The sequence below is a fragment of the Luteimonas dalianensis genome (assembly GCF_049339425.1).
In the GTDB taxonomy this organism is placed as follows: Bacteria; Pseudomonadota; Gammaproteobacteria; order Xanthomonadales; family Xanthomonadaceae; genus Luteimonas; species Luteimonas dalianensis.
In genome coordinates, this window is record NZ_JBMPPO010000004.1 from 340,841 (window position 1) to 361,600 (window position 20,760).

Annotated in this window: 21 protein-coding genes; 11 read left to right on the forward strand and 10 right to left on the reverse strand. The window is 69.7% G+C overall.

What is annotated here, in order from left to right; genetic code table 11:
- Positions 1-6: 6 nt before the first annotated feature.
- From ACOZ90_RS08145 to ACOZ90_RS08155, 3 genes are read right to left on the reverse strand one after another with little or no spacing between them, the layout of a single operon-like run.
- A complete protein-coding gene (locus ACOZ90_RS08145; protein WP_422893157.1) occupies positions 7-543 on the reverse strand; it encodes a DUF924 family protein in 537 nt (178 codons plus the stop codon).
- Positions 540-1,112 carry a DUF411 domain-containing protein gene (locus ACOZ90_RS08150; RefSeq protein WP_422893158.1) on the reverse strand — a complete coding sequence of 191 codons (573 nt, stop codon included), beginning with the start codon at positions 1,110-1,112 and terminating at the stop codon, positions 540-542. The genes ACOZ90_RS08145 and ACOZ90_RS08150 overlap by 4 nt, the downstream gene beginning before the upstream one ends.
- A 39-nt stretch (positions 1,113-1,151) precedes the next feature.
- Positions 1,152-1,922, reverse strand: coding sequence for an AMP nucleosidase (locus ACOZ90_RS08155; RefSeq protein WP_422893159.1), 771 nt, complete (start codon positions 1,920-1,922; stop codon positions 1,152-1,154).
- Positions 1,923-2,078: 156 nt separating this feature from the next.
- Here ACOZ90_RS08155 and ACOZ90_RS08160 point away from each other — a divergent pair, with 156 nt between their 5' ends.
- The 5 genes from ACOZ90_RS08160 to ACOZ90_RS08180 all read left to right on the forward strand — a co-directional run bounded on the left by ACOZ90_RS08160 (position 2,079) and on the right by ACOZ90_RS08180 (position 6,181).
- Positions 2,079-3,488, forward strand: coding sequence for an amidohydrolase (locus tag ACOZ90_RS08160; RefSeq protein WP_422893160.1), 1,410 nt, complete (start codon positions 2,079-2,081; stop codon positions 3,486-3,488).
- The gene (locus ACOZ90_RS08165) at positions 3,485-4,795 is read left to right on the forward strand and encodes an amidohydrolase family protein (protein ID WP_422893161.1); all 1,311 of its coding nucleotides are present in this window, start codon (positions 3,485-3,487) and stop codon (positions 4,793-4,795) included. Before ACOZ90_RS08160 ends, ACOZ90_RS08165 begins: the two co-directional genes overlap by 4 nt.
- Positions 4,796-4,884: 89 nt before the next feature.
- A complete protein-coding gene (locus ACOZ90_RS08170; RefSeq protein WP_422893162.1) occupies positions 4,885-5,043 on the forward strand; it encodes a hypothetical protein in 159 nt (52 codons plus the stop codon).
- Between the two features lie 94 nt (positions 5,044-5,137).
- On the forward strand, positions 5,138-5,470 hold the full coding sequence (locus ACOZ90_RS08175; RefSeq protein WP_422893163.1) for a hypothetical protein: 333 nt from the start codon (positions 5,138-5,140) through the stop codon (positions 5,468-5,470).
- A gap of 12 nt (positions 5,471-5,482) precedes the next feature.
- The gene (locus tag ACOZ90_RS08180; RefSeq protein WP_422893164.1) at positions 5,483-6,181 is read left to right on the forward strand and encodes a Dph6-related ATP pyrophosphatase; all 699 of its coding nucleotides are present in this window, start codon (positions 5,483-5,485) and stop codon (positions 6,179-6,181) included.
- A gap of 106 nt (positions 6,182-6,287) precedes the next feature.
- Here ACOZ90_RS08180 and fghA read toward each other — a convergent pair whose 3' ends face one another.
- The 3 genes from fghA to frmR are packed head-to-tail and all read right to left on the reverse strand — an operon-like array spanning position 6,288 to position 8,576.
- Positions 6,288-7,121, reverse strand: coding sequence for an S-formylglutathione hydrolase (gene fghA / locus ACOZ90_RS08185; protein WP_422893165.1), 834 nt, complete (start codon positions 7,119-7,121; stop codon positions 6,288-6,290).
- Between the two features lie 9 nt (positions 7,122-7,130).
- Positions 7,131-8,240, reverse strand: coding sequence for an S-(hydroxymethyl)glutathione dehydrogenase/class III alcohol dehydrogenase (locus ACOZ90_RS08190; RefSeq protein WP_422893166.1), 1,110 nt, complete (start codon positions 8,238-8,240; stop codon positions 7,131-7,133).
- 60 nt (positions 8,241-8,300) lie between these two features.
- Positions 8,301-8,576 (reverse strand): formaldehyde-responsive transcriptional repressor FrmR, encoded by a 276-nt coding sequence (frmR, locus tag ACOZ90_RS08195; RefSeq protein WP_422893167.1) that lies wholly within the window; start codon positions 8,574-8,576, stop codon positions 8,301-8,303.
- A gap of 171 nt (positions 8,577-8,747) precedes the next feature.
- Between frmR and ACOZ90_RS08200 the strand changes: the two genes are divergently transcribed.
- Both ACOZ90_RS08200 and ACOZ90_RS08205 read left to right on the forward strand, forming a co-directional pair.
- A complete protein-coding gene (locus ACOZ90_RS08200) occupies positions 8,748-9,941 on the forward strand; it encodes a serine hydrolase domain-containing protein (protein WP_422893168.1) in 1,194 nt (397 codons plus the stop codon).
- A gap of 82 nt (positions 9,942-10,023) precedes the next feature.
- Positions 10,024-10,377: a winged helix-turn-helix domain-containing protein gene (locus ACOZ90_RS08205; protein ID WP_422893169.1), complete on the forward strand. Its 354-nt coding sequence runs from the start codon at positions 10,024-10,026 to the stop codon at positions 10,375-10,377.
- 23 nt (positions 10,378-10,400) lie between these two features.
- Here ACOZ90_RS08205 and ACOZ90_RS08210 read toward each other — a convergent pair whose 3' ends face one another.
- The 3 genes from ACOZ90_RS08210 to ppc all read right to left on the reverse strand — a co-directional run bounded on the left by ACOZ90_RS08210 (position 10,401) and on the right by ppc (position 14,457).
- Positions 10,401-10,952 (reverse strand): hypothetical protein, encoded by a 552-nt coding sequence (locus ACOZ90_RS08210; protein WP_422893170.1) that lies wholly within the window; start codon positions 10,950-10,952, stop codon positions 10,401-10,403.
- Positions 10,953-11,040: 88 nt separating this feature from the next.
- Positions 11,041-11,673 (reverse strand): glutathione S-transferase family protein, encoded by a 633-nt coding sequence (locus ACOZ90_RS08215; protein WP_422893171.1) that lies wholly within the window; start codon positions 11,671-11,673, stop codon positions 11,041-11,043.
- 54 nt (positions 11,674-11,727) lie between these two features.
- A complete protein-coding gene (gene ppc, locus ACOZ90_RS08220; protein WP_422893172.1) occupies positions 11,728-14,457 on the reverse strand; it encodes a phosphoenolpyruvate carboxylase in 2,730 nt (909 codons plus the stop codon).
- Between the two features lie 110 nt (positions 14,458-14,567).
- Between ppc and ACOZ90_RS08225 the strand changes: the two genes are divergently transcribed.
- From ACOZ90_RS08225 to ACOZ90_RS08240, 4 genes are all read left to right on the forward strand, one after another.
- On the forward strand, positions 14,568-17,354 hold the full coding sequence (locus ACOZ90_RS08225; RefSeq protein ID WP_422893173.1) for a type VI secretion system Vgr family protein: 2,787 nt from the start codon (positions 14,568-14,570) through the stop codon (positions 17,352-17,354).
- Between the two features lie 15 nt (positions 17,355-17,369).
- Positions 17,370-18,809, forward strand: a complete 1,440-nt coding sequence (locus ACOZ90_RS08230) for a hypothetical protein (protein WP_422893174.1) — start codon at positions 17,370-17,372, stop codon at positions 18,807-18,809.
- A gap of 38 nt (positions 18,810-18,847) precedes the next feature.
- A complete protein-coding gene (locus ACOZ90_RS08235) occupies positions 18,848-19,843 on the forward strand; it encodes a hypothetical protein (RefSeq protein ID WP_422893175.1) in 996 nt (331 codons plus the stop codon).
- A gap of 199 nt (positions 19,844-20,042) precedes the next feature.
- Positions 20,043-20,684 carry a hypothetical protein gene (locus ACOZ90_RS08240; protein ID WP_422893176.1) on the forward strand — a complete coding sequence of 214 codons (642 nt, stop codon included), beginning with the start codon at positions 20,043-20,045 and terminating at the stop codon, positions 20,682-20,684.
- On the opposite strand, the gene ACOZ90_RS13990 is transcribed toward ACOZ90_RS08240, so the two are convergent.
- Positions 20,650-20,760, reverse strand: a 111-nt coding sequence (locus ACOZ90_RS13990; RefSeq protein ID WP_479724350.1) for an integrase core domain-containing protein, incomplete at its 5' end; no start/stop codon positions are given. The genes ACOZ90_RS08240 and ACOZ90_RS13990 overlap by 35 nt on opposite strands.

Below are 20,760 nucleotides of genomic sequence, written 5' to 3' on the forward strand. Positions count from 1 at the left end.
CCCCGGTCAGAACCCGCCGCCGGCGTCCAGCCACGCCTGCTCCTCCGGGCTGCTCTGGCGGCCCAGCGCGCGGTTGCGGTGCGGGAAGCGACCGAACTGCTCGATCACCACCTGGTGCCTGACCGCGTAGTCCAGGTAGGTCTCGTTGCCCATGGCCCTGAACAGCTCCACCGCCCGGTGCTGGTCGGCGATGTCCTCGGAGTGCTCGAACGGCAGGTACACGAAGGTGCGCAGCTCCGGATCGACCTGGACATCCAGCCCGGCCTCCACCGCGCGCCGGGCGTAGTGCAGCGCCAGGGCGTCGGTGGCGAAGGCGTGGCCGCTGCCGCGGAAGATGTTGCGCGGGATCTGGTCGAGCAGGATCAGCAGCCCCAGCACGCCCTCCGCATCCTCCATCCAGTCCTCGTACTCGCGCCGGGCCGCGGCCATGTGCGCGCCGTAGAACCGCGACTCGCACTCGCGGTCGAAGTCCTCGCCGCCGTTGAACCACTGCTTCGGCCCGGCCTCGCTCCAGAACGCCACCACTTCACTGGCCGTGGTCATCGCGCCGCCTCCCGCGCCGGGTGGTGGGCCCACTGGCTGGTGCTGCCGTCGCGGGCCACCAGCTCCACGGTGAACGCATCGGCGCTGCCGTCGGGCATTTCCATGCCCGGAGAACCGGCGGGCATCCCCGGCAGGGTCAGGCCGCGCGCGTCGGGCCGTTCCTCCAGCAGCCGGCGGATGTCGGCGATCGGCACGTGGCCCTCGATGAAGTAGCCGTCGATGGTCGCGGTATGGCACGAGCCCTTGCCGTAGGGCACGCCCAGCTCCTGCTTGGTCGGCCCCATGTCGTCGACGTTCACCGCCTCCACCGGGATGCCCGCGGCTTCGGCATGCTCGATCCACACCCCGCAGCAGCCGCAGTACGGGGTCTTGTAGACGGTCATCGTCGGCCACTGGAAGCTGGCGTCCGCCATCGCATCCGGCGCCGGCGCGTCCCCGGCATCAACGGCCTGGACGGCCTGGGTCGACGCTTCGGGCGCGGACTGCGGCGCAGGCGGCGCGGGCTCGGCGCAGGCCGCCAGCGACACGGCGGCCAGGGCGGCGATGAGGGGCAGTGTCCAGCGATTCATGGGGGTGCTCCGGTAAAAGGGGTTCAGTAGCGGTGGGGATCAGAAGCGCAGGTGCCGCACCGACTTGCCGTTGCGGCGGATCAGGCGCAGCGCCTCGATCCCGACCTGGATGTGGTTCTCGACGAAATCCGCGCTCACCTTCGCGTCGCTGGCCTCGGTCTTGACCCCTTCCGGGATCATCGGCTGGTCGGAGACCAGCAGCAGCGCGCCGCTGGGGATGCGGTTGGCGAAGCCGGCGGCGAAGATGGTGGCCGTTTCCATGTCGATGGCCATGCAGCGCAGCCGCTGCAGGTACTCCTTGAACGCCTCGTCATGCTCCCACACCCGGCGGTTGGTGGTGTAGACGGTGCCCGTCCAGTAGTCGTGGTCGAGGTCGCGGATCATGGTGGACACCGCGCGCTGCAGGGCGAAGGCGGGCAGCGCCGGCACCTCGGCGGGCAGGTAGTCGTTGCTGGTGCCCTCGCCGCGGATGGCGGCGATCGGCAGGATCAGGTCGCCCAGCCGGTTCTTCTTCTTCAGCCCGCCGCACTTGCCCAGGAACAGCACCGCCTTCGGAGCAATGGCCGAGAGCAGATCCATCAGGGTGGCGGCGTTGGGGCTGCCCATGCCGAAGTTGATCATGGTGATGCCGTCGGCGGTGGCGCTGGGCATCGGCCGGTCGGTGCCGACGATCGGCGCGCCGGTGAGGCGGCTGAAATGGCCCAGGTAGCCGCCGAAGTTGGTCAGCAGGATGTGCTGGCCGAACGCCTCCAGCGGCACGCCGGTGTAGCGCGGCAGCCAGTTTTCAACGATTTCTTCCTTTTCCTTCATATGCGTCCTGTCGGCGCGGCCGCGGGCTGGGCGGGCGCGCTGCATCAATCAAGTGTGGGACAGGGATTCTGCCACGGCCATGACTTCAGTCACGTTGGCAGGTGGTGGCTGCCGGGATAGCTTGGAACTTTCGACCGCTCTGCTGGGGAACCCCTGATGCTCCGACCCTTGACCGCCGCGCTGGCCGCGGCCCTGTTCGCCCTGCCCGCCCTGGCGCAGGCCAACGACGTGCCGCGCTTCGCCGAAGACCCCTACACGAGCACCTACGAGGCGGTCGCCGCCGCGCCGGTGCTGATCCGCGGCGCCACCGTGCTCACCGGCACCGGCGAGCGCCTGGAAGGCGCGGACGTGCTGATGGAAGGCGGGCGCATCAGCGCGGTCGGCCAGGGCCTGGCGGCACCGGAAGGCGCGCAGCTGGTGGACGGCACCGGCAAGTGGGTCACCCCGGGCATCATCGACGTGCACTCGCACCTGGGCGTGTACCCCAGCCCCGGCGTGCGCGCGCACAGCGACGGCAACGAGATGACCGGCGCGGTCACCGCGCACGTGTGGGCCGAACATTCGGTCTGGCCGCAGGATCCGGGCTTCGCCGCGGCGCTGGCCGGCGGGGTCACCTCGCTGCAGATCCTGCCCGGCTCGGCCAACCTGGTCGGCGGGCGCGGGGTGACGCTCAAGAACGTGTACTCCACCACCGTGCAGGGCATGAAGTTCCCCGGCGCCCCGCACGGACTGAAGATGGCCTGCGGCGAAAACCCCAAGCGCGTCTACGGCAGCCGCGGCGGCCCGGCCACGCGCATGGGCAACATGGCCGGCTACCGCGCCGCCTTCATCGATGCCACCGAGTACCTGGCCAAGCACCAGGGCTCGGATGACTCCTCCAGCCGCCGCGGCCGCGGTTCATCGGGCGGCGAGAGCAGCGGCCCGGGCAAGCGCGACCTCAAGCTGGACACCCTGGCCGGCGCCATCAACGGCGACGTGCTGGTGCACATCCACTGCTACCGCGCCGACGAGATCGCGCAGATGATGGACCTGGCCGAGGAGTTCAACTTCCAGGTCGCCGCCTTCCACCACGGCGTGGAGGCCTACAAGCTGGCCGACGAACTGGCCCAGGCCGGCACCTGCGCCGCGCTGTGGGCGGACTGGTGGGGCTTCAAGATGGAGGCGCTGGACGGCATCCAGGAAAACGTGGCCCTGGTGGATCGCCCAGCCAACAGCTGCGCGATCGTGCACTCCGATTCGGGCGAAGGCATCCAGCGCCTGAACCAGGAGGCGGCCAAGGTGATGGCCAGCGCGCGCCGCGCCGGCATGGAGATCGCGCCCGAGCGCGCGATCCGCTGGCTGACCGCCAACCCGGCACGCTCGATGGGCATCGCCGACCAGGTCGGCACCCTGGAGACCGGCAAGATGGCCGACGTGGTGCTGTGGAACGGCAGCCCCTTCAGCTCCTACGCCCTGGCCGAGAACGTGTGGATCGACGGCGCGCTGCTGTTCGACCGCGCCAACCCGGCGCTGCAGCCCGAGGCCGACTTCACCCTTGGCTTCGGCTCCGAAGGAGGTGCCCGATGAGCCGCTGCAGCCGCAGCGCGAAGGCGCTGGCCGCCACCGCGCTGGCGCTGGCACTGTCCGCGCCCGCCTTTGCCCAGGATCTGCTGATCCGCAACGCCACCGTGCACACCGCGGTCGAAGGAAGCGCGCCGCTGGAGGAGTTCGACGTGCTGGTGCGCAATGGCCGCATCGCCGCGATCGGCCGCGGGCTCGAGGCCGATGTCGCCAACGAGGTCGAGGCCGGCGGCAAGCCGCTCACGCCCGCGCTGTTCGGCGGCATCACCGGCATGGGCGTGGAGGAGGTGTCGGGCGAGGAAAGCGCGCGCGACAACACGCTGGCGCTCGGCGACGGCGCCAAGGACATGGTGGTGCGTCCCGAGTTCGACGTGACCCTGGCCTACAACCCGGACTCGATGGTGATCCCGGTGAGCACCTACGAGGGCATCGGCTTCACCCTGGTCAACCCGGGCACCTCGGCCGGCGGCTCGATCATCGGCGGCCAGGGCGCGGTGTTCCGCCTGGACGGCGACCCCGACCCGGCCGGGCCGAAGACGCTCGCCGTGCGCCTGGGCGCGCGCGCCTCCGGCCTCACCGGCAACTCGCGCGCCGCCCAGTGGATGCTGCTCGACCAGCTGGTGGACGAGGCCCGCGGCCGGATCCCGGCGGACTCGCACGCCGCCCTGCTCACGCCCGCCGGGCGCACCGCGCTGGCCCGGTTCATGGACGGCAACGGCCGGATCGTGGTGGGCGTGGATCGCGCCGCCGACATCCGCCAGCTGCTGCGCTGGGCGCGCCGCCACGGTGTGGACATCGCCATCAGCGGCGGCTCGGAGGCCTGGCGCCTGGCGCCGCAGCTGGCCGCGGCCGGGGTGCCGGTGTTCGTCGATCCGCTGGACAACCTGCCGTCGGGCTTCGACCAGGTCGCCGCCACCCTGGAGAACGCCGCGCGCCTGCGGGCGGCCGGGGTCGAGGTCGGCTTCACCCAGTCCGGCGACGCCACCCACCAGGCCCGCAAGCTGCGCCAGCTGGCGGGCAACGCGGTCGCCCACGGGCTGCCGTGGGAAGACGGCCTGGCGGGCCTTACCCGGGTGCCGGCCGAAGTGTTCGGCGTGGGCGACCAGATCGGCACCATCGCCGTGGGCATGCGCGCCGACCTGGCGCTGTGGACGGGCGACCCGCTGGACGTAGCGCATACCGCCGAGCAGGTGTGGTTCAACGGCACGCCGATCCGGATGCGTTCGCGCCAGACCGAGCTGCGCGACCGCTACATGCACACGCCGGCGCCGCGCGCCGAGGGCGGCCTGCCGCGGGCGTATCCGCAGCGCTGAGCGCTCCGCCGGGCCTTGATTGCAATCAAGGCCCGGGGCCTGATTCCTGCCCATGATCGGGGCCTGGATCAGGCAAGAGGAAGGTTCACATGCATCCGGTTCTGGTGGAGCTGCTGGCGCGTCCGGTGGGCTGGCTGACGATCGGCGGCGCGCTGATCATGCTCGGCATCATGGTCGGGATCCCGATCTTCATCCGCCACAAGGAGAAGGCCGAGAAGCTGGAAGCCGAGCGCGGCCGCAGGAACTGAGCCGGCGTATCCGGCTGATTCGATCTGCATTGGCGCACACGGCACGGCGACACGGGAGCGGGCACACTGGTGCTTTCCGTCACCAGGGATTGCCATGGCCGTATACGACATCAGGCTGCCGGACACCTCGAAGCTCGACCAGGCCGGCGAGTTCGCAATGACCGCTCGCGGGCCGGAAGGCATCGCCGAAGCGCTGCAGGACGCGTTGCGCAGCACCGCGCTGTTCGAGCGCTGGCGCCAGACCCAGGAAGAGCCCGACGAAGTCGACCCCGCGCTCGGCGTCATCGACGCGCAGGCCACGGCCAGCGGCCGCCAGCGCAACCTCGGCGTCGACCTGGTGGTCGAGACCACGATTCCCGGCGACATCCTGCGCCACCGCCTGGGCCTGCTGGCCGGCGGTGCGTGGGAGCTGCGCAACGTGCGCTGATCCGCGCGGCTGATGGATACGGCGCGAACCCCGGCGCTGCTGTCGTGGAGCGGCGGCAAGGACGCGGCGTGGACGCTGCACGCGCTGCGGCAGGCGGGCGAAGTGGAAGTGGCCGGCCTGCTGACCACCTTCACCGAGGGCCACGACCGGGTCTCTATGCAGGGCATCCGCCGCGACGTGCTACTGGCCCAGGCCGACGCCGCCGGACTGCCGCTGGTGGAGGCATGGATCCCGCAGCAGTGCGACAACGCGACCTATGAAGCCACGTTTGCCGACGGCCTGGCCCGCGCGGCGCGGCGCCGGCCGGGGCTGTCGACGATCGCCTTCGGCGACCTGCTGCTGGCCGACGTGCGCGACTGGCGCCGGGCGCTGTGCGAACGCCTCGGCTGGCGGGCGCTGTTCCCGCTGTTCGGCAGCGACACCGCGCAGCTTGCCCGCGACATGATCGCCGGCGGCCTGCGCACCCGCCTGTGCTGCGTGGATGCGCAGCAGCTCGACGCCGGATTCGCCGGCCGCGAACTTGATGCCGCGCTGCTCGCCGACCTGCCCGCCGGAGTCGATCCCTGCGGCGAGAACGGCGAATTCCACACCTGCGTCAGCGCCGGCCCGATGTTTGACCGCCCCCTGCCCCTGCAGCGCGGCGAAACCATCCTCCGCGACCACCGCTTCGCCTACGCCGACTTCACCCTGCACCCCCCACCCGTCCCCTGACCCCACCACCCCCGGATCCCGCCGCCCCCTCTGTAGGAGCGCGCCATGCGCGCGAAGCCGCGTGACCCATGGCAACAGCGGAATCCGGCTGGCCAGTCGAGTCCCGTCAGGCCTTCATCGCCTTGGCATGGTGTGCAAGGTGCTCGCCAATAAAGCTGGCGATGAAGTAATAGCTATGGTCGTAGCCAGGCCGCATCCGCAGCTCCAGCGGATGGCCGACAGCCTCGGCCGCCTCGCGCAGCAGCTCCGGCTTCAGCTGCCCTTCCAGAAACTCGTCATCGCCGCCCTGGTCAATGAACAGCGGCAGCTTCTCCGCCGCACCCCGCTTCACCAGCTCCACCGCGTCATGCTGCTTCCACGCCTCGCGGTCATCGCCGAGATACGCGCCAAACGCCTTCTCGCCCCACGGCACCTGCGAAGGCGCCACGATCGGCGAGAACGCGGACACGCTGCGGTAGCGGCCGGGGTTCTTCAGCGCGATGGTGAGCGCGCCGTGCCCGCCCATCGAGTGCCCGCTGATCGCACGCCGGTCGCTGGCGGCCGGGTCGGATTCCACCCACTCGGGCAGCTCCTCGACGACGTAGTCGTACATCCGGTAATGCTTCGCCCACGGCTCGCGGGTGGCGTTGATGTAGAAGCCCGCGCCCTGGCCCAGGTCGTAGCCCTCGTCGTTGGCCACGCCCTCGCCGCGCGGGCTGGTGTCCGGGGCCACGATGATGATCCCGTGCTCGGCCGCGTAGCGCTGCGCGCCGGCCTTGGTGATGAAGTTCTGCTCGTTGCAGGTCAGCCCGCTGAGCCAGTACAGCACCGGGCACGGGCCCTGTTCGGCCTGCGGCGGGAAGTACACGCCCACGGTCATGTCGCAGCCCAGCACCTTCGACCCGTGCCGGTAGACGTCCTGCCAGCCGCCGAAGCTGGCGCGGTGTTCGATGCGTTCCATCTCAACTCCTCAGTAACGGATGACGGTGCGGATGGACTCGCCCTTTTCCATCAGCTCGAAAGCCTCGTTGATCCGCTCCAGCGGCAGGGTGTGGGTGACGAAGGGCCCGAGCTCGATGTCACCCTTCATCGCGTCCTCGACCATGCCCGGAAGCTGGGTGCGGCCCTTCACGCCGCCGAACGCGGTGCCCATCCACTTGCGCCCGGTGACGAGCTGGAACGGCCGGGTGCTGATCTCCTTGCCCGCGCCGGCTACGCCGATGATCACGCTCTGGCCCCAGCCGCGGTGCGCGCACTCCAGCGCCGCGCGCATCACCTCGACGTTGCCGATGCACTCGAAGCTGTGGTCAACGCCCCACTCGGTCATCTCCACGATCACCTGCTGGATCGGCTTGTCGAAGTCCTTCGGGTTCACGCACTCGGTCGCGCCCATCTGCTTGGCCAGTTCGAACTTGGCCGGGTTGGTGTCGATGGCGATGATGCGCCCGGCCTTCGCCTGCTTCGCGCCCTGGATCACGGCAAGGCCGATCGCACCCAGGCCGAACACCGCCACGCTGTCGCCCTCGGCCACCTTCGCCGTGTTGTGCACCGCGCCGATGCCGGTGGTCACGCCGCAGCCGAGCAGGCAGGTGTGCTCCGGGTTCGCCTCCGGGTTCACCTTCGCCAGCGAGACCTCGGCCACCACGGTGTGCTCGGCGAAGGTCGAGCAGCCCATGTAGTGGTAGACCGGCTTGCCGTTGTAGGAGAAGCGCGTTGTGCCGTCGGGCATCACGCCCTTGCCCTGGGTGGCGCGCACCGACACGCACAGGTTGGTCTTGCCGGACTTGCAGAACAGGCACTCGCCACACTCGGCGGTGTAGAGCGGGATCACGTGGTCGCCCGGCTTCACGCTGGTCACGCCCTCGCCGACCTCGACCACGATGCCCGCGCCTTCATGGCCCAGCACCGCCGGGAACACGCCCTCCGGATCCTCGCCCGACAGGGTGAAGGCGTCGGTATGGCACAGCGCGGTGTGGGTGATCTTCACCAGCACCTCGCCCTTCTTCGGGCCCTCCAGATCCAGTTCGACGATCTCCAGCGGCTTTCCGGCTTCAAAGGCAACGGCGGCACGGGTCTTCATGGCGTACTCCTGCAATGAACGATGTGTGGGGGAAGCGGCGCCCGGCGCCGCGACGGTGGCTTACTTGAGGTAGGAGCGGATCAGCCCGGTCATCTCGGCAACGCGGGCATCGCGTTCGGCCTGGTCGTCCGCCGGCTGGCCGAACTGTTCGCGCAGGTGCGATTCAAGCACCTCGCTCATCAGCCCGTTGACCGCGCCGCGGATCGCCGCGATCTGCTGCAGCACCGGCGCGCAGTCCGCCCCCGCCTCCAGCGCCCGCTCCAGCCCCTCGCACTGGCCGCGGATGCGGCGGATGCGGGCCAGGACCTTCTTTTTTTCCTCGGGGGAATGGGGCACGGAGGGGGTGTTGATCGATAGTAGGGGGGAGTATATCGACTGGCGGCCGCGGCTTCCACTTCAGCGCTTGCCCGGTCTCCGCAGGGCAGGCTGCGTCCCACGCGCCCCGCGTACCATGGTGGTCCATCCAGCAGCGGAAGCAACGCCCGCTCCGACCGCACGCCCATGCACATGTCCACCCGTTTCCTCCTGCCGTTCACCGCGCTGCTGCTGGTCCTGGCCGGCTGCGCATCGCCCGCCGGCCCCGCGCCCGGCCCGACCATCGGCGAGCAGCGCGAGGCCGTGCTGTTCTGGCCGCAGGCGCAGCGCGAGGCAGAGTTCCGGCGGATGCAGCAGCGCTTCCCCAGCGATCGCGCCGCCCGCGGCGAACATGTGCGCGCACTTCCCGACGGCGAACCGCTGGCATTGGCCGGCGGCGAAGCCTGGCTGGACGACTACATGCAGCGCCACCACGTCGCCGGCCTGATGGTGCTGCACGAGGGCAAGGTCCGCCTGCGGCGCCACGGCCTGGGCTTCACCGCCGACGACCGCTGGGAGTCATTCTCGGTGGCCAAATCGGTCACCTCCACCCTGCTCGGCATCGCCCTGCAGCAGGGGCACATCGCGAGCCTGGACGACGCCCTCACCGCCTACGTGCCCGAGCTTGCCGGCAGCGCCTACGACGGCGTCAGCGTGCGCCAGCTCCTCACCATGACCTCGGGCGTGCGCTGGAACGAGGACTACGCCGACCCGGCATCCGACGTGGCCCGGATGTACCTGGGCGCCTGCGTGCCGGGCCGCTCGCACGCGCTCAGCTACCTGCGCGCGCTGCCGCGCGAACACCCGCCGGGCGCGCACTGGAGCTACAACACCGCCGAGACCGACCTGCTCGGCGTCGTGGTCGAGCGCGCCACCGGCCGGCCGCTGGCCCACTACCTGTCGGACGCGATCTGGAAGCCCTACGGCATGGCCGCCGACGCCTGGTGGATCCGCGACGAATGCGACGGCAGCAACACCGGCGGCAGCGGCCTGTCGGCGACCCTGGCCGACTACGCCCGGCTGGGCCAGTTCATGCTTGAAGACGGGCGCATCGACGGCGAGCCGGTGATCGCCGAAGCCTGGATGCAGGGCGCCACCCGCGGCGAGGACGCCGAAAACGCGCCCGAGCGCGGCTACGGTTACCAGTGGTGGACCGACAGCGGCGGCAGCTATTCGGCGATCGGCATCTTCGGCCAGCTGCTCCACGTAGACCCGGCGCGCGGGCTGGTCATCGCCCAGGTCGCGGCCTGGCCGCAGGCGACTTCCAGCGAGTTGGTGGCGGCGCGGCGCGGGCTGATCGAAGCGGTCAAGGCGGCGGTGGACGCGGAGGCGCCGGCAACGCGCTGACCGGTCCGCGGCCGGGCGCTCGCCGCAGGCCCGGCGCGGGCTGCGGCTATCATCGTCCCGACCCAACCGGCCGGACGCCCCGATGGCAGCAGACAAACCGATTGCCCGCCTGCAGATCCGCGTGGTCTTCGACACCGGCCTGGTGATCGGCCCGGGCAAGGTCGACCTGCTTGAACACGTGCGCGACACCGGCTCGATCTCCGCCGCCGGCCGGCGCATGAAGATGAGCTACAGGCGCGCCTGGGACCTGATCGACGCAATGAACCGCCACTTCGACACCCCGGTGGTGGAGACCTCCAAGGGCGGTGCCGGCGGCGGCGGTGCCAGGCTCACCGCCATGGGCGAGGAAGTTGTCGAGCGCTACCGCCGCATCCAGCAGCAGGCCGCCGAAGCGCTCGACGCCGAAGTCCGCACCCTGCACCGCAGGCTGCGCTGACCGTAGGGCGGTCAAGACCCGCCCTACGGGTCGGCCGGCGTCACCAGCAGGCCGGTTTCACTGCCCGCGCCGCCGACGATCTGCAGCAACAGGTCGTGGCCGCCGGCCAGGTCGAACTCGACCACCTTGCGCAGCAGCGGGCAGCCGCGCTGGCCGTGATGGTCAAGCGAGGAGACCACCTGCCCGCCATCGATCACGTCGACCCAGTGTCCTGTCGTGAGCGAAACGCGGTAGCGGCCGTCCTCGGGCACTTGGAACACCAGCAGCCCGGCCGCCGCATCCCCGGAATGCGCCCTGCCCGGGTCCGCGGCAAGCGTCACCTCCGCCTGCGGGTGCAGCCGGACGTCGTGGCGGATGCGCAGCCCGATGCGCGGGGTTTCGACGTTGTTGCCGTTACCGGCCACGCTGGCGAGGGAAGGCGACTGCAGCGCCGCGAGTTCGTTCGTCACATCCCAGGTGAAGGTGTCGCACTGCGGTGGAAGCGCATCCCGCGAACCCGGCGTATCGCCAGCAACCGCGACAGCGACGGAGGCGGCAAGCAGGACGGGCAGGATCAGGGCAAAGCGGACATGCATGGCGGCCACCGTTCGTTATGTTTGGCCGAATATATCGAATAGCCCGGACAAGGGCCATCGGCCCCTGACGGAGCGGCCCGCGGCGGGCTCAGTCTTTTCCGGGCATCAGCGCGTCGTCGAGCGTCCTGGCCCGCCGGTAGGCGTCGCGCGCGCGCAGGCGCTCGGCCCAGGCGGTGAACGCCGGGCGTTCGGGGATCGACTTGAACGCGAGCCCGAAATCCACCTGGCTGCCGACGTACACATCGGCCGCCGTGAACCGTTCGCCCAGCAGCCACGGCGAGGCGGACGCCGCAGCCTGCTCCAGGGTGTCCATGGCCTGCTCATAGCTGCCGTAGCCGACGAAGCCGGCCTTGTCCGGCGGCGGAAGCTGGCCCAGCGAATTGGCGGAAACCGCCGCCTCCACCGGCCCGGCGGCGAAGAACAGCCAGCGCAGGTACGGGCCGCGCAGCGGATCGTCCGCCGCCGGCGCCAGGCCGGCGTCCGGAAAGGCGTCGGCGAGATACGCGCAGATCGCCGCCGCCTCGGTCACCACCACGCCGCGATGCTGCAGCGCCGGCACCTTGCCCATCGGGTTGATGGCCAGGTATTCGGGCGACTTCATGCTCTTCCCGTATTCCTGCACCACCGTGCGGTACTCCACGCCCAGCTCCTCGAGCATCCAGCGCACGATCCGGCCGCGCGACATCGGGTTGGTGTGGAAGACGGGTTCGCTGTCGGTCATGGCCTGCATCCGGCTGGGGGAGCCCCCGAGTCTACGCCCGCCCCACGGCATTGATCAGCCGGTGTTCTGGACGCCGGCGGCGATGCCGTTGACGGTGGCGAACAGGGCGCGCAGCAGCTCGTCATCACCGCTGCCCTCCTCGCGCCAGCGGCGCAGCAGCTCCACCTGCAGCAGGCTGATCGGATCGACGTAGGGATTGCGCAGGCGGATCGACAGGCGCAGGCGGTAATCGTTGGCCAGCAGCTCGTCCTCGCCCTTGATCGCCAGGATCGCGTCGCGGGTGCGGGCGAACTCGGCGGCGATGCCGGGGAAGAACGCGTCGTGGGCGTCACCGGCAAGGCGCGAGTAGCGCTCGAAGATATCCAGATCCGACTTCGCCAGCAGCATCTCCACGTCGTCGAGCATGGCGGCGAAGAACGGCCAGTCGCGCGCCATCTCCGCCATGGCCTCGTGCCCGTGCTCGGCAATGCCCTGCTCCAGCGCGTGGCCCACGCCGTACCAGCCGGTCAGGCCGGAGCGGTTCTGCGACCACGAGAACACCCACGGGATCGCGCGCAGGTTGGCGATGCCGCCGTCGCGGCGGCGCGAGGGACGCGAGCCGATCTGCAGGCGCTCGATCACGTCCACCGGCGTGGCGGCGCGGAAGTAGGCGTTGAAGCCCGGGTCGTCGTGCACCAGCGCGCGATAGGCGCTGCGCGAGTGGGCGGCCAGGCCGCTGGCAACATCGCGCCAGCCGCGCGCGCGCGGCTCCTTCGGCCGCGGACGCAGGCTGGCCCGCAGCACCGCGCCGGTGGTCTGTTCCAGGTTGCGCAGCGCCAGCGCGCGGATGCCGTACTTGTGGTGGATCACCTCGCCCTGCTCGGTCACCCGCAGGCGGCCGTCGACGGTGCCGCGCGGCGCGGCCATGATCGCGCGCCCGGTCTTGCCGCCGCCGCGGCTGATCGAGCCGCCGCGGCCGTGGAAGAACACCAGCCGCACCCCCGCCTCGTGCGCCAGCCGCATCAGATCCACCTGGGCGCGCTGCAGGGCCCAGCGCGAGGCCAGCAAACCGCTGTCCTTGGCGCTGTCGGAATAACCCAGCATCACGATCTGGCGATCGCCGCGGGCGCGCACGTGGCGGCGGTACACCGGGTCGTCGAACAGCGAGCGCATCACCCCGGCGGCCGCGTCCAGGTCGTCGACGGTCTCGAACAGCGGCGCCACGTCCAGCGGCACCTCGCCATCGCCCTCGCCCTCCGTGCAGCCGGCGATGCGCGCCAGCGCCAGCACCGCCAGCGCGTCGGCGGCGCTGCGGCTCATGCTGACGATGTAGGGGCCGAAGGCGTCGTCACCGTAGCGGGCACGCGCCGACTTCACCGTGCGGAACACCTCCAGCGAAGACGCCGCCGCGTCCGCATCCGGCCGCTCCGGGCGCGGCGTCTGGATCAGCGCGTGCAGGCGCTCCAGGCGCTGCTCCAGCGGCCGCTCGCCCCAGCCCGCGTCGCCTTCCAGCGCGCCCAGCGCAGCGTCGTGGGCGGCCGAGTCCTGGCGCAGATCCAGCGCCGCCATGTGGAAGCCGAAGCTGCGCACGCGCCGCAGCAGGCGCCGCAGCGCATGTCCCCCGGCGCGGTCGCCGCGGTGGGCGGCCAGGCTGGCGTCGATCAGCTCCAGGTCGGCGAGGAAATCATCCACGCCCGCATAGGCGTTGTCCGCATCAGGATCCAGCCGCGCCGACATCAGTACCAGCAGCTGCCGGTAGGGCATGTCCTCCTGCCGCGCGCGCAGTGCCGCGGCGGCTTCCGGCATCGCATCGCGGTAGGCGGCCAGCCGCTCCTCCACGTCGCTGCTGACGCCGGCGCGGTCGCGGGTCTGGGTCAGCACCCGGCCCAGCCCCCGCAGCTCGTCGCGATACTGCGCCAGCACCTGCGCGCGCTGCGCGGCCAGCGCGGCCTCGATGGTGTCGGCGCCCACGTTCGGGTTGCCGTCCATGTCCCCGCCCACCCAGGTGCCGAAGCGCAGCACGTTGGGCAGCCGGATGCGCTCGCCCCACGCCCGCTCAACCGCGTCGCCGAACACCTGGTAGAACGCCGGCAGCACCCGGAACAGCACGCCCAGGTAGTGGCCGATGTGGTCGACCTCGTCGGTCACCGTCGGCCGCCGCGGCGGCGCCTCGGAGGTCTGCCAGGTGGTGGCCAGCGCCTGGCGGATGCGCGATTCGTCGCTCAGGCGCTCTTCCGGGGTGCGGCTGCGGTCGATGTCCGCCAGCAGGCGATCCACGATCACCTCCTCCTTGGCCAGCAGCGCGCGCCGCACCGCCTCGGTGGGATGGGCGGTGAATACCGGCTCCACCCACATCCGCGGCAGCAGCGCCTGCAGCTCGTCCAGGCCCACGCCGTCGGCGTGCAGAGCCGCCAGCACCGCCTCCAGGCCGCCCGGCTGCGGGCCGTCATCGCTGCGCTGGTGGTCGCGGCGGCGGCGGATGCGGTGCACCCGCTCGGCCAGGTTGATGGCGCCGAACCAGGCCGCGAACGCCCGCACCAGCGCGTCGGCGTTGGCCGGCGACACCTGCGCCAGCTCCGCGGCCAGCGCGTCCACCGGCTCGCCGTTCTCGCGCCGGGCGATCGCGGCCCGGCGCACCGTCTCCACCTGGTCCAGCAGCGCCGGTGACACCTGTTCGGCCAGCATCTCGCCCACCATCGCGCCCAGCCGGCGCACGTCGTCGCGCAGCAGGGCGTCGGTTTCGGCGAATTCAAGCTGTCCGCGCAGCGGGGCGCGGTTCTCGGAAGGGGTCTGGGATGTGCTCATGCGCACAAGGCTACACAACACGGGTGACGGCCCGGCATGCGCGCGCATTGACAAGGCCGGGCCCGCTACCCATGCTTTCCGATCGTCATCACCGATTGCAGGATGCAACGATGGCCGTACACAGGACGTACCCGGACGCCGAGTCCGTGGCCCGCCAGGCGCTGGCAGCGCTGTCCACCCCTTCCCAGCACGCGCGCCTGATCCGCCTGGACGCCCCGGTGGAGGGGCTGGTGGTGGAGCGCTTCGAAGGCAGCGAGGCGGTGTGCGCGCCGTTCCGGTTCGAGGTGGACGTGCTGGCCACCAGCGCATTCCTGGATCCCGACGACCTGCTGGGCCAGCCGCTGGCCCTGCGGCTGGCCGGCGCGGGCGGGCGCAAGCGCCGCTGGCACGGCCTGTGTACCGCCGTGGCGCCGCTGGGCGGCGACGGCGGCCTGGCCCGCTACCGGCTGCTGGTCGAGCCCTGGACGGCGCTGCTCACCCACCGCCGCAACGCGCTGGTGTTCCAGGATCTGGATCTGCGCGGCGTGCTGGAACAGCTCTTTGCCGACTACCCGCAGGCCGACTGGCGCTTCGACGTCACCCGCCAGCTTCCGGTGCGCGCGATCACCACCCAGTACCGCGAGAGCGACTGGGAGTTCGTCACCCGCCTGCTGGCCGATGCGGGGCTGGCCTGGCGCTACGAGCACGCCCAGGCGGAGGGAGAAGATGGCGCCGGCGCCGGCCACACCCTGGTGGTCTTCGACCAGCAGGCCGAGGCGCCGGAAGGGCGCGCGCTGCGCTTCCACCGGGTGGATGCGACCGAGCGCGACGACGCCATCAGCGCCTTCACCCGCCAGCGCCGGCTGGTGCCCAGCCGCAGCCAGGTGGGGAGCTGGCACAGCGAGCGGCTGGCCAGCACCACCGGCATCGCCGAGGCCGACCCGAGCGGGCTGCCGGCGCTGGAGGTGTATACCCAGCCCGGCGACGGCCGGTTCGAAGACAGCGCCCACGCCGCCGCGGAAGCCGGGCACCGCCTGGACGCCATGCGCCTGCCGCAGGAGCTGTATTCCGGCAGCGGCAGCGTGCGTGATCTTGCCGCCGGCGTTGCGTACTCGCTGGTGCAGCACAGCGTGCACGAAGGGGCCGGCTTCGTGCCGCTCAACGTGGCCCACGTGGGGGTCAACAACCTGGGCAGCGGCATCACCGCGCTGCTGGCCGCGCCGGATCTGGAGCACGGCAGCTATCGCAACCGCTTCGTGGCCATCCCTGCCGGGGTGCCGATTGCGCCGCTGCCGCGTCCGCGCCCGACCGTGCACGGCCCGCAGACCGCCCGCGTGGTCGGCCTGCCCGAAGCCGCGGTCACGCCCAACCGCGACCACCGGGTACGCATCCAGTTCGCCTGGCAGCGCGGCCCGGCGCCCAACCCCGGCGGCCTCACCGACACCGCCAGCAGCCATCCCGGCCACGCCCCCGGCGATGCCACCAGCGGCACCTGGGTGCCGGTGGCCGAGTGGCTGGCCGGCCCCAACTGGGGCAGCCACTTCCTGCCGCGCATCGGCGCCGAGGTGCTGGTCGAGTTCGCCCACGGCGACATCGACCAGCCGCGCATCACCGGCCAGCTCTACAACGGCGAAGTGGCCCCGCCGTTCGCCGGCGGCATCGACGGCGCGTCCAACCATCCCGGCACCCTGAGCGGCCTGCACACGCAGTCGCACGACGCGGGCGGCACCCAGCAGTGGGTGGTGGACGACACGCCCGGGCAGCTGCGCACGCGCCTGCACACCAGCCTGGCCGACAGCCGGCTGGAGCTGGGCTATCTCATCGACCACGGCGACACCCGCCGCGGCGGCCTGCGCGGCGAGGGCGTGGAGCTGGCCAGCGAAGGCTGGGGCAACGTCCACGCCGGCCAGGGCCTGCTGCTCTCGACCACCGCCCGGCCCGGCGCCACCTCCACCCAGCTGGACATCGGCGAGGCCGTCGCCCAGCTCAAGGGCGCCGAGCGCACCGCCGGGGGGCTGGACGACACCCTGTGCCAGCAGCAGGTCCCCGGGTTCAGCGCCAACGAGCAGCTGACCGCGCTGCGCGAGGCCATCGATCCGGAGGAACAGGGCTGCTACAGCGGCAGCGTCAACGGCCAGAGCGCGATGAAGCCGGCCGGCGGCGGGCGCGAGCCGGGCGAAGACCCGGTGGAACGCTTCGCCGACCCGAAGCTGGTGGCCGAGTCGCCGGAGTCGATCGCCCTGGCCACGCAGAAGAGCGCCGTTGCCTACGCGGGCGGCAGCCTGCACCTGACGGTGCAGCAGGACGGGCAGTTCACCGCCGGGCAGACCCTCTCCAGCGTCAGCGGCCAGCACGCGGCGCTGTACGCCCACGCCGGCCCGATCCGGGCGATCGCGGCCAACGGCCCGGTCAGCCTGCAGGCGCATACGGACAAGCTTGAACTGCTGGCCGATCAATCGGTGAGCGTCACCGCCACGGACGAGCGGATCGACGTGCTGGCGGCGGAGAAGATCGTGCTGCAGGCGGGGCAGACGAAGGTGACGCTGGAGGGTGGGAACATCACGTTCGAGTGTCCGGGGAACTTCACGGTCAAGGGGGCGCAGGGGCCGTTCAGGGGTGGGGCCCTCGATGCGCCACGAATCGCCGCGCTGCCAGATTCGGCCGTCGAACTCGAAAATTGGATCGAGATCGATCATCGGGACCCAGAAAACGAACCGTTCGCCGGACAGGCCTACAAGATCTTCTTTGCGGGCGGCCAGATCGTTTCCGGCAAGCTCGACGAGAACGGTCATGCCCGCCATGAGAACGTGCCCGACAGGGCGGAGCGTGTCGAATACGAACCCCGCACCCCGGAAAAGGATGATCCACCGGAGCCGCTGGAGAAACTGATCGCGGCGGCACAATCCCGGCTCGGCTAAAAGGAACTGGCATCGATGTGGGATGAACTGGAAAACGCGCTGGCATGGTATGCCGCTGCGCCGTCGCGCTGGCTCAACAGTGCGAAGCAGGACCTGAGCGCCGCCGCGGAATGGATCTGGGAGGTCCTGCAGGGCGACTTCAACGAGGAACAGACGACCGCCCAGGTTATTACCAATACCGCCATCTCGATGATTCCCATCGTGGACCAGATCTGCGATGTGCGCGATCTCGTTGCCAACTGCCGGAAGATTCACGAGGACACCTCCAATAAATGGGCCTGGGTGGCGCTCGTCCTCACCCTGATAGGCCTCTTCCCGACTCTGGGCTCACTGGTCAAGGGCTGCCTAAAGATCCTGTTCTCGTACGGCCGTCGGGGCGTGCTCACGGGTAGTCGTGCGGCGCTGGACTCCGACCTTTGGCGCGCCACCGAACGTTTCGTCGAAGCAGGCATCCTCAAGCTCAACGAATTCCTGGCCCGGCCGGCGGTGAGGCGGGCCATCTCCCGCCTGCGCATCGATAACATCTACGGGCACCTGGCCGGAGAGGTGCGCCGGCTCGCGGGCATGCTGACCGTTTCCCGGCTGACGTCGGTGTTCGACGAACTCATCGGCGCACTGCGCAAGTTCGTCCAGATGATCCAGCGCTGGGGAAGCACAGCGCTCGGCACCCGGGCCGGGCAACTGCTCGAATCCGTGCTGCGCGTGCGCCGGCTCGCCAACAGCAAGCTGGCCGAGGCGCTCGCCCCGGTCAGGCACTGGCTGCAGCAACTGGCCCGCCGCCTCGATATCGAGGCCGACATGCAGTACCGCGCCATCGTCAATGCGCGCAACCCGCATGCGTATGCCCGCCCGAGGGTGGACGACGAACTGGCGCAGTTCGAACGGGCGAAGCCGGAGTGGGTGGACAGGAGCAGACGCTTGGTTCACGAAGCAGTTGACGAAGCACCAAATTTGAGGGGCTGGCCAGACATCAGCGGAAATGCGCGCCAACCTCTTCGGAATACCTTCGAGACGTTTCATGGCAATATCACCGCAGTCACCTATCCGCCTGGCACTAGGCTGTATCGAGTCGTGGACCCCGGGCAGCGGTCATTCGACAACGGCGTTTTCTGGATGACCGAGGCCGAGTTCAAGCAGCTCCACAGCAAGGCTGAATGGCGGCGCAGATTCGCCGTGTGGACCAGTTGGAACGGCAATGGCGAGTACGTCACCTACACCGTGCCGCCGGGCCGCCCGTTGCGCGCCTGGGAGGGTGCCGCTGCTTCGCAACGCCTGGAAGCGGGCTCCGAATACGTCCTTGAAGGGGGCGCACGGCAGATCGTGCTGGACCCCGCCGACCTGGAAGTTGGCGGCCTCGGCTCACGTCAGGCTACCGGCTGGGGTTACAGTGATTTCGGCGAACCGGTTGGCTTGGTCGGCGTGCCCACTCTCAAGAACAACTGGTACAGCCAGTAAGCGACAACCACGTCCCGCACCAACTTGAGTACCGTCACATGCCCACGCCGCTGATCCCCCAGGAAGTTTATCTACTCGAGCGCTACAGCTCGCCCGAGTATTTTGCGCCCATGCGCGACCAGTGGGAGGCGATGGTCCAGCACGTCGAGCGGTGCCTGGAGGTGTTCATGGAACACCTTCCACCGGACTACAGGCGTCGCGGGCTGCCGGATCAGCCGGACATCGTCTGGGGTGAACGGGTGCTGCCCAATTTTCGCAGCACGCAGCAAAACCTGTACCGCGCCTACATCAATCTCAGCCACGGGGACCTCAGCGCCCTGGGTGCTGCCTGGGGAGTCACGGGCGGGCATCGCGGACAAACCGAGTACTGGGCAGGCTGGATGGACGAGCCGCACGTCACCGCCGTGATCCCGAATGCACAGGATGTTTACCATCAACTGCTAAGTGCGTCACAGCAACGGGCAAGCAATATAGCGCGCACTCATGATCGAGTTTGGAGTTCTGGAGCACTGACCAACAGATACAATCGCTCAGCTAGAGGCCCCCTTGACCCACCCGAACGCTGGCCTTTCTATCAACTCAATCCGGAGTTTAGAGTCACTGAAGGAAAAAAAGTCCCGAAAAGCGGAATCTATTTACCTGATGCCGATAAAAGCTGCCCCGCCGCTCTTGCGGAAGGAGATGATTGGCTCGACTGCAAAGTTCTACTTCGAATGGAAGAAATGCTTGATCAAGATGGCAACAAATACGGGGAAAATCCAGTAACAGAATGGCGCGCTACCGGCTGGACCCTGATCGAGCGCGTTCCCGGCGAAACCATTCCCTTCGATGCAGGCCTGGGCACGATTGAATCCAAGCCCGGACGCGTACCGGCAGGCGAGTCCTGCCCGCGCACCGGCTGGTGGCAAACCCCGGCCAAGGCCGGCTCCCGGCGCCATTTCCGGCAAGGCGAGCGGTTCCCGAAGATCGAGGACAGCGATTACGGCGACACGTTCTGGCTGTGGGCACAGGACCAGTCCGATCCCATGCTATAGCGACGGCTCCAGATCCGCTATCGATGCCACTACGGAACAAGCAGGGAGGGGATACTCCAGGCCAGCATCTTACCGGCGATGGCATACAGCCCAATTTCCATTTTTCACTGCCTCATCCACGCAGTCGGCAGCTGTGCAATGCATGGACAGGCACATGATAAAAAAATCATTCTTGGCACCCACGTCTATCGCTGCATGCTTGGCAGCGCTTGCCCTGGCCGCCCTGTTTCCCAGGCTGGTATCGACGCCCCTTGGCATGCTCGGATTGAGGCTTGATCCGGAAGGGCTTGGCGGTGTGGCGCTGGTGTTGTTCGTTCTTTCCTGCCTGTCCACAGGCATCGGCGTCGCGCTCCTTCGTGTCAAGGCAAAGCCGCTGATCGCGATCGGCGTGGCACTCGCCTGCCTGGCGTCGGGCGTTGTCTTCTGGCCGAAATCGATCTATGTCTCGAAAGAGCCCGATGGCGAAAACGGATACGTCGACTCCGGCTTCCTCGTGTACCGCCCGATCTGGCGGGGACCCTACGAACACACCGGCCCTGACGGCGGTGGGGTCGGAAACGTCGAGAGCGTCGAGAAGTCCGGCAGCGCGTGGTTCGGCGAAACGACGATCTACACCCGGGCCGACGCTTCCGACCGTGGAGGATATGGACTCGAAGACGTCCCGACCCTCCCGCGGGTGGGCTGGACCGAAGACGATGTACGGGAGATCAGGCGCCGGGCAGATGCGTACCGCTGCCTGCACCGCCATGAAAGGACCATCGGCCCCCTGGTAATCCCCCCGCTTTTAGCGGACACCAAAAGTGGAGCTATGCGGCACGAGCCAGTTTCTGCATTGGCGTGATGCCGCCGAGTGCCATGTTCGGGCGCTCGTGATTGTACGACCATAGCCAGCGCGTGGCCTTGTCCTGCACCTGTTC

Excerpts from the sequence above, each read along its gene's own strand:
- ACOZ90_RS08160 (WP_422893160.1), top strand. The coding sequence starts at position 2,079 with ATGCTCCGACCCTTGACCGCCGCGCTGGCCGCGGCCCTGTTCGCCCTG.
- ACOZ90_RS08170 (WP_422893162.1), top strand. The coding sequence starts at position 4,885 with ATGCATCCGGTTCTGGTGGAGCTGCTGGCGCGTCCGGTGGGCTGGCTG.
- ACOZ90_RS08175 (WP_422893163.1), top strand. The coding sequence starts at position 5,138 with ATGGCCGTATACGACATCAGGCTGCCGGACACCTCGAAGCTCGACCAG.
- ACOZ90_RS08180 (WP_422893164.1), top strand. The coding sequence starts at position 5,483 with ATGGATACGGCGCGAACCCCGGCGCTGCTGTCGTGGAGCGGCGGCAAG.
- fghA (WP_422893165.1), bottom strand. The coding sequence starts at position 7,121 with ATGGAACGCATCGAACACCGCGCCAGCTTCGGCGGCTGGCAGGACGTC.
- ACOZ90_RS08200 (WP_422893168.1), top strand. The coding sequence starts at position 8,748 with ATGTCCACCCGTTTCCTCCTGCCGTTCACCGCGCTGCTGCTGGTCCTG.
- ACOZ90_RS08215 (WP_422893171.1), bottom strand. The coding sequence starts at position 11,673 with ATGACCGACAGCGAACCCGTCTTCCACACCAACCCGATGTCGCGCGGC.
- ACOZ90_RS08190 (WP_422893166.1), bottom strand. The coding sequence starts at position 8,240 with ATGAAGACCCGTGCCGCCGTTGCCTTTGAAGCCGGAAAGCCGCTGGAG.
- ACOZ90_RS08235 (WP_422893175.1), top strand. The coding sequence starts at position 18,848 with ATGCCCACGCCGCTGATCCCCCAGGAAGTTTATCTACTCGAGCGCTAC.
- ACOZ90_RS08205 (WP_422893169.1), top strand. The coding sequence starts at position 10,024 with ATGGCAGCAGACAAACCGATTGCCCGCCTGCAGATCCGCGTGGTCTTC.
- ACOZ90_RS08210 (WP_422893170.1), bottom strand. The coding sequence starts at position 10,952 with ATGCATGTCCGCTTTGCCCTGATCCTGCCCGTCCTGCTTGCCGCCTCC.
- ACOZ90_RS08150 (WP_422893158.1), bottom strand. The coding sequence starts at position 1,112 with ATGAATCGCTGGACACTGCCCCTCATCGCCGCCCTGGCCGCCGTGTCG.
- ACOZ90_RS08165 (WP_422893161.1), top strand. The coding sequence starts at position 3,485 with ATGAGCCGCTGCAGCCGCAGCGCGAAGGCGCTGGCCGCCACCGCGCTG.
- ACOZ90_RS08145 (WP_422893157.1), bottom strand. The coding sequence starts at position 543 with ATGACCACGGCCAGTGAAGTGGTGGCGTTCTGGAGCGAGGCCGGGCCG.
- ppc (WP_422893172.1), bottom strand. The coding sequence starts at position 14,457 with ATGAGCACATCCCAGACCCCTTCCGAGAACCGCGCCCCGCTGCGCGGA.
- ACOZ90_RS08155 (WP_422893159.1), bottom strand. The coding sequence starts at position 1,922 with ATGAAGGAAAAGGAAGAAATCGTTGAAAACTGGCTGCCGCGCTACACC.
- ACOZ90_RS08230 (WP_422893174.1), top strand. The coding sequence starts at position 17,370 with ATGTGGGATGAACTGGAAAACGCGCTGGCATGGTATGCCGCTGCGCCG.
- ACOZ90_RS08225 (WP_422893173.1), top strand. The coding sequence starts at position 14,568 with ATGGCCGTACACAGGACGTACCCGGACGCCGAGTCCGTGGCCCGCCAG.